This window comes from Pseudomonas sp. FYR_2, assembly GCF_043106425.1.
In the GTDB taxonomy this organism is placed as follows: domain Bacteria; phylum Pseudomonadota; class Gammaproteobacteria; order Pseudomonadales; family Pseudomonadaceae; genus Aquipseudomonas; species Aquipseudomonas monteilii.
Genome location: NZ_JBICMM010000016.1, coordinates 1 through 12,555, shown reverse-complemented (window position 1 = coordinate 12,555; position 12,555 = coordinate 1). Strand labels below are relative to the sequence as shown.

At 62.0% G+C, this 12,555-nt stretch carries 14 protein-coding genes; 5 read left to right on the top strand and 9 right to left on the bottom strand.

What is annotated here, in order from left to right; genetic code table 11:
• Positions 1–99 precede the first annotated feature (99 nt).
• Positions 100–804: a lipoate--protein ligase family protein gene (locus ACF8R4_RS06095; RefSeq protein WP_060501626.1), complete on the top strand. Its 705-nt coding sequence runs from the start codon at positions 100–102 to the stop codon at positions 802–804.
• Here the strand turns inward: ACF8R4_RS06095 and crp are convergent.
• Positions 801–1,445: a cAMP-activated global transcriptional regulator CRP gene (gene crp, locus ACF8R4_RS06090; protein WP_060501625.1), complete on the bottom strand. Its 645-nt coding sequence runs from the start codon at positions 1,443–1,445 to the stop codon at positions 801–803. The two genes, ACF8R4_RS06095 and crp, sit on opposite strands and share 4 nt — an antisense overlap.
• A gap of 191 nt (positions 1,446–1,636) precedes the next feature.
• Here crp and ACF8R4_RS06085 point away from each other — a divergent pair, with 191 nt between their 5' ends.
• Entirely contained in the window at positions 1,637–2,059 is a 423-nt protein-coding gene (locus ACF8R4_RS06085) for an OsmC family protein (RefSeq protein ID WP_016715792.1), read from the top strand.
• Between the two features lie 48 nt (positions 2,060–2,107).
• On the opposite strand, the gene ACF8R4_RS06080 is transcribed toward ACF8R4_RS06085, so the two are convergent.
• The 6 genes from ACF8R4_RS06080 to hemJ all read right to left on the bottom strand — a co-directional run bounded on the left by ACF8R4_RS06080 (position 2,108) and on the right by hemJ (position 6,534).
• The gene (locus ACF8R4_RS06080) at positions 2,108–3,148 is read right to left on the bottom strand and encodes a hypothetical protein (RefSeq protein ID WP_060501624.1); all 1,041 of its coding nucleotides are present in this window, start codon (positions 3,146–3,148) and stop codon (positions 2,108–2,110) included.
• Between the two features lie 10 nt (positions 3,149–3,158).
• Positions 3,159–3,806: a 2-polyprenyl-3-methyl-6-methoxy-1,4-benzoquinone monooxygenase gene (gene coq7 / locus ACF8R4_RS06075; RefSeq protein WP_016484635.1), complete on the bottom strand. Its 648-nt coding sequence runs from the start codon at positions 3,804–3,806 to the stop codon at positions 3,159–3,161.
• Positions 3,807–3,871: 65 nt separating this feature from the next.
• Positions 3,872–4,210 carry a histidine triad nucleotide-binding protein gene (locus tag ACF8R4_RS06070; RefSeq protein ID WP_003255518.1) on the bottom strand — a complete coding sequence of 113 codons (339 nt, stop codon included), beginning with the start codon at positions 4,208–4,210 and terminating at the stop codon, positions 3,872–3,874.
• A 63-nt stretch (positions 4,211–4,273) separates the two neighbouring features.
• Positions 4,274–5,056 carry an SDR family NAD(P)-dependent oxidoreductase gene (locus ACF8R4_RS06065; protein ID WP_392491897.1) on the bottom strand — a complete coding sequence of 261 codons (783 nt, stop codon included), beginning with the start codon at positions 5,054–5,056 and terminating at the stop codon, positions 4,274–4,276.
• A 67-nt stretch (positions 5,057–5,123) separates the two neighbouring features.
• The gene (locus tag ACF8R4_RS06060) at positions 5,124–6,080 is read right to left on the bottom strand and encodes an NAD(P)H-dependent flavin oxidoreductase (RefSeq protein WP_392491895.1); all 957 of its coding nucleotides are present in this window, start codon (positions 6,078–6,080) and stop codon (positions 5,124–5,126) included.
• 28 nt (positions 6,081–6,108) lie between these two features.
• Complete coding sequence (gene hemJ, locus ACF8R4_RS06055) at positions 6,109–6,534, bottom strand: protoporphyrinogen oxidase HemJ (protein ID WP_060501620.1); 426 nt, start codon at positions 6,532–6,534, stop codon at positions 6,109–6,111.
• Between the two features lie 142 nt (positions 6,535–6,676).
• Between hemJ and argC the strand changes: the two genes are divergently transcribed.
• Both argC and erpA read left to right on the top strand, forming a co-directional pair.
• On the top strand, positions 6,677–7,711 hold the full coding sequence (gene argC / locus ACF8R4_RS06050) for an N-acetyl-gamma-glutamyl-phosphate reductase (RefSeq protein WP_016715798.1): 1,035 nt from the start codon (positions 6,677–6,679) through the stop codon (positions 7,709–7,711).
• Between the two features lie 146 nt (positions 7,712–7,857).
• Positions 7,858–8,208 (top strand): iron-sulfur cluster insertion protein ErpA, encoded by a 351-nt coding sequence (erpA, locus tag ACF8R4_RS06045; protein ID WP_060501616.1) that lies wholly within the window; start codon positions 7,858–7,860, stop codon positions 8,206–8,208.
• 59 nt (positions 8,209–8,267) lie between these two features.
• Here erpA and ACF8R4_RS06040 read toward each other — a convergent pair whose 3' ends face one another.
• Positions 8,268–9,359, bottom strand: coding sequence for an anhydro-N-acetylmuramic acid kinase (locus tag ACF8R4_RS06040; protein WP_060501614.1), 1,092 nt, complete (start codon positions 9,357–9,359; stop codon positions 8,268–8,270).
• 3 nt (positions 9,360–9,362) lie between these two features.
• On the bottom strand, positions 9,363–10,784 hold the full coding sequence (locus tag ACF8R4_RS06035) for a peptidoglycan DD-metalloendopeptidase family protein (RefSeq protein ID WP_105947264.1): 1,422 nt from the start codon (positions 10,782–10,784) through the stop codon (positions 9,363–9,365).
• 213 nt (positions 10,785–10,997) lie between these two features.
• Between ACF8R4_RS06035 and tyrS the strand changes: the two genes are divergently transcribed.
• Entirely contained in the window at positions 10,998–12,197 is a 1,200-nt protein-coding gene (tyrS, locus tag ACF8R4_RS06030; RefSeq protein ID WP_060501611.1) for a tyrosine--tRNA ligase, read from the top strand.
• Positions 12,198–12,555 lie beyond the last annotated feature (358 nt).

The window sequence follows — 12,555 nt, the reverse complement described above, 5'->3', positions numbered from 1 at the left end:
GAAGCCGGCGTTTTTGCCGGCTTTTTTGTATGCCTGTCATGGTCTCTCGCGCCGGACCGCCGCGGAGAGGCCATCAATAACAATATCAAAGGTGGATCAATGACCGATCACCCCCTGGCCCTGACCGTCGAACAAGGCCTGCACGCCGAACAGGAACTGCTGGCCGCCGTGTGCCGCGGCGAACGCGACAGTGGCGTGCTGTTCTGGCGCCCCACCGACCATGCCCTGGTCATGCCCCGGCGCATGAGCCGTCTGGACAACTTCGAGGCCGCTTGCTCGGAGCTGGCGATTGCCGGCTGGCCGGTGCTGCTGCGTGAGACGGGCGGCGAGCCGGTACCGCAGTCGCATTCGACCGTGAACGTTGCACTGGTCTATGTCGCCCCGCGCAGCGAAGGTGACCATGGCCGCATCGAGAACGCCTACGAACGTTTGTGCCTGCCGCTGTGCGATGTGCTGCGCGAGTGGGGTGGGGTAGCGTCGGTGGGGGAAATTGACGGGGCGTTCTGCGATGGCCGCTACAACGTCAACCTCAATGGCCGCAAGCTGGTGGGCACTGCCCAGCGCTGGCGCCAAGGGCTGGGCGGCAAACGCCCGGTGGTGCTGGTGCACGGTGCGTTGCTGCTGGACAACGAACGTGAGTCGATGGTGGCGGCGGTCAACCGCTTCAATGAGTGCTGCGAGCTGGAGCAACGCTGTCGCGCCGACGCGCACATCGCCTTGCATGAAGTGGCACCCGAGGCGCCCTGGTTCGAGCGCCTGTCACAGGCCTACGCCAAGGTGCTGGCAGACCTGCCCGACGACTAACGGGTACCGTAGACGACCATGGTCTTGCCCTTGACCTGCACCAGGCTGCGCTCTTCAAGGTCCTTGAGGACGCGGCCGACCATTTCCCGCGAGCAACCGACGATACGGCCGATTTCCTGACGGGTAATCTTGATCTGCATGCCGTCGGGGTGGGTCATGGCATCAGGCTGCTTGCACAGCTCCAGCAGGCAGCGGGCAACCCGCCCGGTCACGTCGAAAAAGGCCAGGTCGCCGACTTTGCGCGTGGTGTTGCGCAGGCGCTGGGCCATCTGGCTGCCGAGGGCGTAGAGGATTTCCGGGTCCTGGCGCGCCAGTTCGCGAAACTTCTCGTAACTGATCTCGGCCACTTCGCACTCGGTCTTGGCCCGTACCCAGGCACTGCGCTGCTGTTCACCTTCTACGGGTTCGAACAGGCCCAGCTCGCCGAAGAAATCGCCATTGTTGAGGTAGGCAATGATCATTTCATGCCCATCGTCGTCTTCGATGAGGATGGTCACCGAACCCTGGATGATGAACGACAGTGTCTCGGCCCGGTCGCCGGCGCAGATGATGTTGCTTTTGGCGGTATAGCGGCGGCGCTGGCAGTGCACCAGCAGCTTGTCGATATTCTTGATTTTGGCGGGTAGGGCGGAGGCAACCATCACGAAATCCTGTTCGATACGACGCATAGGCTTTTTATAGAGGTTGGCTGGCGGCGAGCGCCAGTCATTTGGCGCCAGCTTATCAGACACTACAGGATGTTTCGGTACTAAACCGACACCTCTCGTACTTTTCCCACAGGCGCACAAGGTCTAAGCTGACACCCTTTTCCGAAAATCAGGAGTCCGGGTAGATGAAGGCACGTATCCAGTGGGCCGGTGAGGCCATGTTCCTCGGCGAATCGGGGAGTGGCCATGTCGTCGTGATGGACGGCCCGCCCGAGGCCGGCGGCCGCAACCTGGGTGTGCGCCCGATGGAAATGCTGCTGTTGGGCCTGGGTGGCTGCAGCAGCTTTGACGTGGTGAGCATCCTGAAGAAATCGCGCCAGGCAGTGGAAAGCTGCGAGGCCTTTCTGGAAGCCGAGCGTGCCAGCGAAGACCCGAAGGTGTTCACCAAGATTCACATGAATTTCGTGGTGAAAGGCCGTGCGTTGAAAGAAGCCCAGGTCAAGCGGGCGGTGGAGCTGTCGGCGGAGAAGTACTGCTCGGCTTCGATCATGCTCGAGCGTGCAGGGGTTGAGATTACCCATGGGTATGAAATCGTAGAGCTGGGTTAAAGCTGAGATCTTGGGGCCGCTTTGCGGCCCATCGCAGCCCCGGCAATATCAGCGCCGAAGCGCCGGCAGTGCAGCTTGCACCCACCCTGGCAACCATCCTCGCATCACTTGGCTCAACCGCTCCCGCCGCTTCTGATAAACCAGCCCCAACCCGATAACTCCCAACCCGATCAGGGTCAACACCACCGGGAACAGCAGCGATTCGGCAAACACCTCGTACGATAAATACCCGAGGTAAGCCGCCACCCCCAGCGCCCCGAACACCATGAACACTGGCCGGCGCAACAGCACCGCCATCCCCATCAGCAAAATGTTGATCAGGCAGTACATGGCCTTGCCCAACTCACTGCCGCTGTCCAGCAGCGTCAACCCACCCCAGAATGCCGCCAGCCCGGCCAGGTAGCCCCAGCGGGCGTAGTCCTCTCGCGTGCGACCGTCTATCACCAGGAATACCACCAGTAAACCCAGCCCGAACCACAGCGAAACCTCGCGACGTTGCTCCCAGCTGAACGGTGAGCCGAAGAACCATTCGCTCAAATCCATGGACATGAACCACAAGGCCACGGCCATTGGCATGACGATGAACGGGTAGGGGATCAGCCGCAGCATCAGCAGCCCGGCAACTACCGTCGCTGCTTCCATCGCCAGCCAGCCGCCCTGTACGTAGGTGTAGTACTGGTGATAGTCCACCTGTGCGTCATCCAGCGGCCACCAACCGGCCAAGCGTTCGATGGCGAACACCGCGAGCGGGACGATGCTGACGGCTACCGCCGCCAACACCCCGGCCGCGATGGGCTGTACGCGCCGTTGCAGGTTAACGGCGAACAGCGTAAGCAGCAGGATATAGAGGCTGGCAATGACCAGCAGCGCCCAGTCGCCGATGCGCATCCACGCCTCGGTGAGCAGCCAGCCCATGGCCGCCATGATCAGCATCGCGCCAAAGTAGAAGGCGACATGGGCCAGCTGGAAGCTGCCACGTTGGGCCGGTTGCTGGCGCAGGAAAGCCAGCAGGGCCTGCTCCTGCCCCGGCTGGAGAATGCCGGCTTGCACGGCGCGCGCCAGGTCCTTGGCGTCGAATCGATCCGTCATGGTGATGCCTTCAGATACGGTAGGTGCTCTTGGTCATGACCTTGGCCAACAGGCTCATGCCAAAGCGAACCGGGGCAGGGAAGCGATAACCGCCAGCTTCCAGTGCGGACTCGGCGTGCTGTTCCTCATCGATGCGCATCTGTTCGAGAATGGCCCGGGACTTTTCGTCTTCGTGAGGGATCTGCTCCAGGTGCTCGTCGAGGTGCTTGCACACCTGGTGCTCGGTGGCGGCGACGAAACCTAGGCTGACCTTGTCGCTGACCAGCCCGGCGAGCGCGCCGATGCCGAACGACATGCCGTAGAACAGGGGGTTGAGCACGCTCGGGTGGCTGTTCAGCTGGCGAATGCGTTGCTCGCACCAGGCCAGGTGGTCCACTTCTTCCTCGGCGGCGTGCTCCATGGCCTTGCGCACTTCGGGCAGCTTGGCGGTCAGGGCCTGGCCCTGGTACAGCGCCTGGGCGCACACTTCACCGGTGTGGTTGATGCGCATCAGCCCGGCGATGTGGCGGGTCTGCTGCTCGTCGAGGTCGACGTCTGGCTGGACGATGGCCGGCGATGGCCGGGCGGGTTGGCCGCTGAAGGGCAGCAAGGTGCGCATGGCGGTATCAGCCTGCAGCAACAAGCGGTCGAGCGGCGAGTAGTGACGTTCGGTAGCCATCGGGCACCTCCGCAAGAATGTGCCCGACAGTTTACCGCAATAGCGGCGGGGTCGCTTGCCGTGGATCAGCCCGGTGGCCAGTTCATCTGGCGCTGGCCAAGCACATGCATATGGATGTGGTAGACAGTCTGGCCGCCTTTCGGGTTGCAGTTCATGACCACGCGGAAACCTTCCTCGCAGCCCTGCTCGACAGCCAGGCGCTGGGCGGTGAACAGGATGTGGCCAGCCAGGGCCTTGTCTTCTTCGGTCAGGTCATTGAGCGTGCGGATGTGCTTTTTCGGGATGACCAGAAAATGTACCGGTGCCGCGGGTGCAATGTCCTTGAAGGCCAGGATCTGGTCGTCTTCGTAGATGATATCCGCCGGGATTTCCCGGTTGATGATTTTGAGGAAAAGATCGTCCACAGCACTTGCTCCATGGTGAGGGTCGGGCCGAGTGTACTCAGCCGGGTGCCGCTCGCCCAGTGCCTATTTCATGCCGACCGGGCAATAGCGACGGTGGATGGCCCCGGCCAGCTTGCGCAGCAGCCAGCGTGGCAGCAGGCGTGGGGCAAATGCCAGCCAGCGGTTGCGCCGGCCGGGCAGGATCAGTGCGCGGTTCTTGTCCAGCGCACGCACGGTGTACAACGCTACTTCCTCGGGGCTTAGGCAGCGTGGTTTGCCATCGAGCCGTGGTATGCGCCGGCGTGAGGAGCGGACCGGGCCGGGGCATAGCACCGAAACCTTGATGCCGGTGCGCTTGAGCTCTTCGCGCAGGGCCTGGGAAAAACTCAGTACGTACGCCTTGCTGGCGGCATAGGCTGCCATCCATGGGCCAGGGGCGACCCCGGCCAGGCCTGCGACGTTGAGGATCTGCCCGCCGCCCTGTACGGCCATCAGGTTGCCGATGGCGTGACACAGGCGGCTCATGGCCAGTACGTTGACCTCCAGCAGGTCCTGCTCGTCGGCCCACTCATGGGCCAGGAACGGCCCGTAGGTACGCAGGCCGGCGCAGTTTACAAGCAGGTCGATACGCCGCTCGCCTTCTTCCAGCTCCAGCACGAAGCCAGACAGGCGTAGCGGCTGGCTGAGGTCGCAGGCGCGAAACAGTACCTCGACACCAAAGCGTTGGGTCAGCTCGATGGCCACCGGTTCCAGCGTTTCTCGCTGGCGTGCCACCAGGATCAGGTTGCGCCCGCGCCGTGCCAGGGCTTCCGCCAGGGCCAGGCCCAGGCCGCTGGAAGCACCAGTGATCATGGCGTAACGGGTCATGCAAGGCTCCTGGGGGCGGAAGAGGGCGCCTAGTGTACAGCTTGGCCGGGCAAGGTGTTGCCTTTTGCTACAAGGTGCGGGCTTGCAGGGCCTGGCAGCGCTTCAGGGCATCCCGGTACTCATTGTGGAGCCGCTCGATCAATGCACTGGCGTTGGGCAGATCGTGTATTTCGCCAACGCCCTGGCCTGCCGACCATACGGTCTTCCAGGCTTTGGCTTCGTCGTCGATCGGCTTGAGCTTGCCGGGCTCGTGGCCGCCCTTAAGGGCGTTCATGTCATAGCCGGCCTGTTCCAGGCTCGGGCGTAGGAAACTGGCGGGGATGCCGGACACTGCTGGGGTGTGGATGATATCGGCAGCATGGGCATCGAGCAGCATCTGCTTGTAGGTATCCTGGGCCTGGCTTTCTGTGGTGGCAATGAAGCGTGTGCCCATGTACGCCAGGTCTGCTCCCAGCAATTGCGCGGCCAGGATCTCGTAGCCGTGGTTGAGGCAACCGGCCAGCAGCAGGGTTTTATCGAAGAACTGGCGTATCTCTGCGGCCAGGGCGAAGGGGTTCCAGGTCCCCGCGTGGCCTCCCGCGCCAGCGGCGACCGCAATCAGGCCGTCGACACCTGCTTCAGCAGCCTTCTCGGCATGCCGGCGGGTGGTGACATCGTGGAACACCAGCCCACCGTAACTGTGCACGGCATCGACCACTTCCTTCACTGCGCCCAGGCTGGTGATCACGATCGGCACGCGGTGTTCCACGCACAACGCCAGGTCAGCCTGCAGGCGCGGGTTTGTCGGGTGCACGATCAGATTGACCGCGTAGGGCGCGGGCGCATGCATTTGCGCAAGACCTGCCTCGATCTCCTCCAGCCAGGCCTTGAAGCCGGCACTGTCACGCTGGTTCAGGGCCGGGAAGCTGCCCACCACGCCGCTGGTACAGCAGGCCAGCACCAGTTGGGGGTTGGAAATCAGGAACATCGGTGCGGCGACCACGGGTAGACGCAGGCGTTGTTCGAGCGAGGCGGGTAGCGACATGGCAAGGCTCCTTGAGCGGGCGGCTATGTCAGAACGGTTTGACCACCACCAGAATTACGATACCCAGCAGGAACAGCACGGGCACTTCGTTGAACCAGCGATAGTAGACGTGGCTGCGGGTGTTGGTACCGCTGGCGAAGCGTTTGCGCTGGGCCCCGCACACGTGATGGTAGCCGGTCAGCAGGATGACAAGTGTCAGTTTGGCATGCAGCCAGCCCTGGCTCAGCCAGCCGGGGGTGAGGTAGAGCATCCACGCGCCGAACACGTAGGTGGCGATCATCGCCGGGTTCATGATGCCGCGGTACAGCTTGCGCTCCATGGTCACGAAGCGGTCCTGGCTGATGCTGTCCTGGCTTTGGGCGTGGTAGACGAACAGCCTGGGCAGGTAGAAAAGGCCGGCGAACCAGCAGACCACGCTGACGATATGCAGCGCTTTGATCCATAGGTAGAGCATGGAGGGAGTTCCTTCAGGTATTCACGGTCGTCAGATAGTAGTGGTCAAGCGCCCGAAGGGTCACCCGAAGAGTTGTTACAGGCGCCTTGCGCCCCTATTATCGTGCGCTTTCCAGACGGCTCGTTGATAAGGGGCAAGCGTTATGATCAAGGTCGGTATCGTCGGCGGCACGGGTTACACCGGCGTCGAACTGTTGCGTCTGCTGGCACAGCATCCACAGGCCGAAGTGGCGGTCATCACTTCGCGCTCCGAGGCGGGCGTGGCGGTGGCGGACATGTACCCGAACCTGCGCGGCCACTATGACGGGCTGGCGTTCAGCGTGCCGGACAGCAAGACCCTGGCTGCCTGTGACGTGGTGTTCTTCGCCACCCCGCACGGTGTTGCCCATGCACTGGCCGGTGAGCTGCTGGCAGCCGGCACCAAGGTGATCGACCTGTCGGCCGACTTCCGCCTGCAGGATGCCACCGAGTGGGGCAAGTGGTACGGTCAGCCGCACGGTGCTCCAGAACTGCTCAAGGACGCGGTGTACGGCCTGCCTGAAGTCAACCGCGAGAAGATCCGCCAGGCGCGCCTGATTGCAGTGCCGGGTTGCTACCCGACCGCCACCCAGCTGGGCTTCCTGCCGCTGCTGGAAGCGGGCCTGGCCGACCCGTCGCGCCTGATCGCCGACTGCAAGTCGGGTGTCAGCGGCGCTGGCCGTGGTGCGGCAGTGGGTTCGCTGTTCTGCGAAGCCGGCGAAAGCATGAAGGCCTACGCGGTCAAGGGGCATCGCCACCTGCCGGAAATCAGCCAGGGCCTGCGCCTGGCCGCTGGCAAGGACATCGGTCTGACCTTCGTGCCGCACCTGACGCCGATGATCCGTGGTATCCACGCCACCCTGTACGCAAATGTCGTCGATACTTCGGTCGACCTGCAGGCGCTGTTCGAGAAGCGCTACGCCGATGAGCCGTTCGTCGACGTGATGCCAGCGGGCAGCCACCCGGAAACCCGTAGCGTGCGCGGCGCCAACGTCTGCCGCATTGCCGTTCACCGCCCGCAGGGTGGTGACCTGGTGGTGGTGCTGTCTGTGATCGACAACCTGGTTAAGGGCGCGTCGGGCCAGGCGGTGCAGAACCTGAACATCCTGTTCGGTTTGGACGAGCGCATGGGCTTGTCCCATGCTGGCCTGCTGCCGTAAGCATCGTTGCTTTGAAAAGGCCCGCGTCGTGCGGGCCTTTTTGTATGTCGCGACTAAAGCCGCACAATTCTTGACCAATTTTCTCGGAGAAGCGGATAATGCGCGTCATCGAGTTTTAAGACGGCTACCGCGCCGGGAGAATCAACATGAGCGTCGAAACCTTCACCCCTACCGGTCTGGAATTCACCCATGGGGCAGCCCAGAAAGTGAAGAACCTGGTCAATGAGGAAGGCAATGAACGTCTGAAGTTGCGGGTGTTCGTGACCGGTGGCGGTTGCTCGGGCTTCCAGTACGGCTTCACTTTCGATGAGGATGTGGCCGAAGACGACACCGTCGTCGAGCGTGAGGGCGTGTCGCTGGTGGTCGACCCAATGAGCTTCCAGTACCTGGCCGGCGCTGAAGTGGACTACCAGGAAGGCCTGGAAGGCTCGCGTTTCGTGATCAAGAACCCGAATGCCGCGACCACTTGCGGTTGCGGGTCTTCGTTCTCGATCTGAGGCCTGGCCATATGAAAACGCCGCGCAATTGCGCGGCGTTTTGCTTTTTGGCGTAGCGGTTAGGCCGGGTAGATTGCGCCCAGTACGCGCAGGCCCTTGGCGGCAGTGACGCTGGGGCGGTTGGCGGGGATGCCTTCCAGACAGCAATGGGCCAGCCAGGCGAAAGCCATGGCCTCTACCCAGTCTGGGTCAACGCCGTGGGCGCCAGTGCTGGTGACGCGGGCTTCAGGCAGCAACTGGCCGAGGCGGGCCATGAGCGCACCGTTGCGTGCGCCGCCACCACATACCAACAGTGCTTCGGTGCCTTGTTGGGCGTTCACCAGCGAGTCGATGATGCTGCGTGCGGTCAGCTCAAGCAGTGTCGCCTGCACATCCTCATCGCGGTAGGCAGGCAGGCGAGCCAGGTGGCCATCCAGCCAAGGTAGGTTGAATACCTCGCGGCCCGTGCTCTTCGGGCCGCTGCCGGCGAAGAACGGGTCGGCCAGCAATGCGCTGAGCAAGCCGGCCTGCACCACGCCAGACGCTGCCCAGGCACCATCGGCATCATAGGCCTGGCCGTGCTTGCGCTCGATCCAGGCATCCAGCAACACGTTACCGGGGCCGCAGTCGAAACCTTGGACCGGCTTGTCTTGCTCGATCAGGCTGAGGTTGCTGAAACCGCCCACGTTCAAGACTGCCAGACGCTTGCCGAGATGGCCGAAAAGGGTTTCGTGGAAGGCCGGCACCAGCGGCGCACCTTGACCACCGGCCGCCACATCGCGCCGGCGAAAGTCGCCGACCACGCTGATGCCGGTAAGCTCGGCGAGCAATGCCGGGTTACCGATCTGAACGGTAAAGCCGCGCGCAGGCTCGTGGCGAATGGTCTGGCCGTGGCTGCCGATGGCGCGGACGGCATCGGCCTGCAGGCCCTGGCGAGCCAGCAGTTGGCGGATGCCTTCGCCTGCCAGGTTGGCCCAGCGATTTTCCGCCAGAGCCGCACGAGCGATCTCGTCAGGGCCGCTGCTACATAGCGCAAGCAGTTCCTGGCGCAGGTCGACGGGCATGGGCAGGTAGTGCGTGGCGAGCAGTTCAGGCTGCTCGCCTTGTTCGATCAGGGCAAGGTCCAGGCCATCGAGGCTGGTGCCGGACATTACCCCCAGGTAGAGCGCCATGGCTTAGCGCTTGTTCGCTGCGAGCAGGGTGGCCTTTTCCTGATCCATGCGGGCGATCAGCGGCTGGCTCTGCTGCAGGAAGCGCTGGCGCTCGTTCCTGGCGATCGGGTCGGCCATCGGTACCTTCTGGCTCAGCGGGTCGACGTGCACGCCATTGACCTGGAACTCGTAGTGCAGGTGTGGGCCGGTGGACAGGCCAGTGGTGCCGATGTAACCAATGATCTGACCCTGTTTCACGGTGCTGCCGGTCTTGATGCCTTTGGCAAAGCCCTGCATGTGGCCGTACAGCGTCTTGTAACGGTTGCCGTGCTGGATGATCACGGTGTTGCCGTAACCGCCACGGCGCCCGGCCAGTTCGATGCGGCCGTCACCCGCTGCCTTGATTGGCGTACCGCGTGGGGCGGCGTAGTCGACGCCTTTGTGGGCACGGATCTTGTTCAGGATCGGGTGCTTGCGGCCGGCGGAGAAGCGCGAACTGATGCGGGCAAAATCCACCGGGGTACGGATGAATGCCTTGCGCAGGCTGTTGCCGTCGGCGGTGTAGTAGGTAGTGTTGCCCTGCTTGTTGGTGTAGCGCACGGCAGTGTAGGTTTTGCCCCGGTTGGTGAAGCGGGCGGACAGGATATTGCCGGTGCCGACGACTTTGCCGTCCATCACCTTCTGCTCGTAGACCACGTCGAATTCATCGCCTGGGCGAATATCTTGGGCGAAGTCGATGTCGTAACCCAGCACGCGGGCCATGTCCATGGTCATGCTGTGAGACAGGCCGGCGCGCTGGGCCGAAGCCGACAGAGAGCTTTTGATCACGCCATGGGCGTAGGCGGTACGCACGACCGGCTTGCTGATTTCACGGTTGAAGGTGTAGCCCTTGGCGGTCTTGGTCAGGCGAATGGTTTCGAGGTTGCTGACCTTGCTGTGCAGGCTGGCCAACTGGCCGTCCTTGTCGAGTTCGAACTGCAGTACCTGGCCGTGCTTGAGCTGGCTGAACTGCTTGGCCTGCTTGTTGCTGGCCAGCAGGTCATGCACTGCATTGGCCGGTAGGCCAACCTTGGCAAACAGGGTGGACAGCGTGTCGCCACGGGCCACGGTGACTTCGCGGTGGCCAGGTTCCTTGGCTGCTTCGGCGACCGGCTCGGCGGCAGGGGCTTGCTGTTCGGCCTTCTGGGTCTCGGGGGTAGCGTCTTCGATCTGGGCGAAGGGCGAGCCTTGCTCACCTTGTGCCTGCACCAGAGGCGCAGCGCGGGATTCGTCTTTCAACTGCTCGGCGGGGCTTTCCAGCTCGAGGTTGAGGGTGGTTTTCTTGGCTTCCACTTCGCTGGAGGGAAATACCAGCAAAGCCAGGCTGAGCAGGGCGGCGATGCCGCTGGCGGCCAACAGATGGCTCTTCGGATAAAGCGGGGGCGCTTTAGGCGGTTCGTTGGTCATGGGCAAGGTGACTTTGAAAAAGGTGAAATGGAAAAGATGAATGACATGATGAAGATGAAATAACTGTATAAAATATAACCAAATCCATTTTCACGCAAGGGCGCGTAGACGCCGCAACCCCGTATCCGGGTCACATTCCTTTGCGAAACTTGTAATTGACGGCCGATCTTGTATGGTTGGCTCCCCCTGAATCTGAGCCTTGCGGGTTTGTCTATGAAGTCGGTTGAAGAGCAGCTGGCGCTTATCAAGCGCGGTGCGGAAGAAGTACTGGTCGAGTCGGAACTGGTGGAGAAGCTCAAGCGCGGCCAACCTCTGCGTATCAAGGCCGGCTTCGACCCGACCGCCCCTGACCTGCACCTGGGTCACACGGTGTTGATCAACAAGCTGCGCCAGTTCCAGGAGCTGGGCCACCAGGTCATCTTCCTGATCGGTGACTTCACCGGCATGATCGGTGACCCGAGCGGCAAGAGCGCCACACGCCCGCCGCTGACCCGTGAACAGGTTCTGGACAATGCTGAGACCTATAAGCAGCAGGTGTTCAAGATTCTCGATCCGGCCAAGACCGAGGTCGCGTTCAACTCTACCTGGATGGACAAGCTGACCCCGGCCGACTTCATTCGCCTGGCGTCGCAGTACACCGTGGCGCGCATGCTGGAGCGCGACGACTTCGACAAGCGCTATACCACCAACCAGCCAATTGCCATTCACGAGTTCCTTTATCCGCTGGTGCAAGGCTATGACTCGGTGGCGCTGAAGGCGGACGTCGAGCTGGGGGGTACCGACCAGAAGTTCAACCTGTTGATGGGGCGCGAGCTGCAGCGTGCCTATGGCCAGGAAGCGCAGAACATCGTGACCATGCCGCTGCTCGAGGGGCTCGATGGTGTGAAGAAGATGTCCAAGTCGCTGGGCAACTATGTTGGCATCCAGGAAGCGCCGGGGGTGATGTACAGCAAGCTGGTATCGATCCCGGATACCTTGATGTGGCGCTATTTCGAGCTGCTGAGCTTCCGTTCGATGGAAGAGATCGAGCAGTTCCGTGTCGATGTTGCCAATGGTGCCAACCCGCGTGACATCAAGATCAAGCTGGCTGAAGAGATTGTGGCGCGCTTCCATGGTGAAGAGGCTGCGGCCAATGCTCACCGCGCTGCGGGTAACCGCATGAAGGAAGGTGAGCTGCCGGAAGATCTGCCGGAGATCGAAGTGGCTGCGGCCGAAGACTTGCCAATTGCTGCCGTGCTGAACCGGGCTGGTCTGGTGAAGAACTCGGCGCAGGCGCGGGACCTGCTGAGTGGTGGTGCGGTGAAGGTTGATGGTGCAGTGGTCGACAAGGACTTCATCTTTGTTCTTGGTGCCACTCACGTGTGCCAGGCGGGCAAGAAGTCGTTTGGCCGGGTTACCCTCAAGGCTGAGTGATCGTCTGATGGTGTAGCTATATAGAAGCGGGGAGGCCGACAGGCCTCCCCGCTTTGTTTTTCAGCGATATTAAAGTTTCTTGAAATTAAGGGTTGACGCGCTTTCGAATCCCCTTATAATGCGCCCCACTTCCAGCGACATCGGAACGAAAAACTCCTTGAGATTCAACGAGTTAAATAGTTAAGGTGAAGTTGAAAGAGCTACGATCGAATGATCGCAAGCGGTGAAGTGGTGGTTGACAGCGGTTTTAAACGCTGTATGATTCGCCTCCCGCTACGAGAGATCGCAGCGAGCCAAGTGTTTGAAGCTAAACGAGTTTCTCGCAAAAAACTTCAAAATAAACGCTTGACAGGCTCTG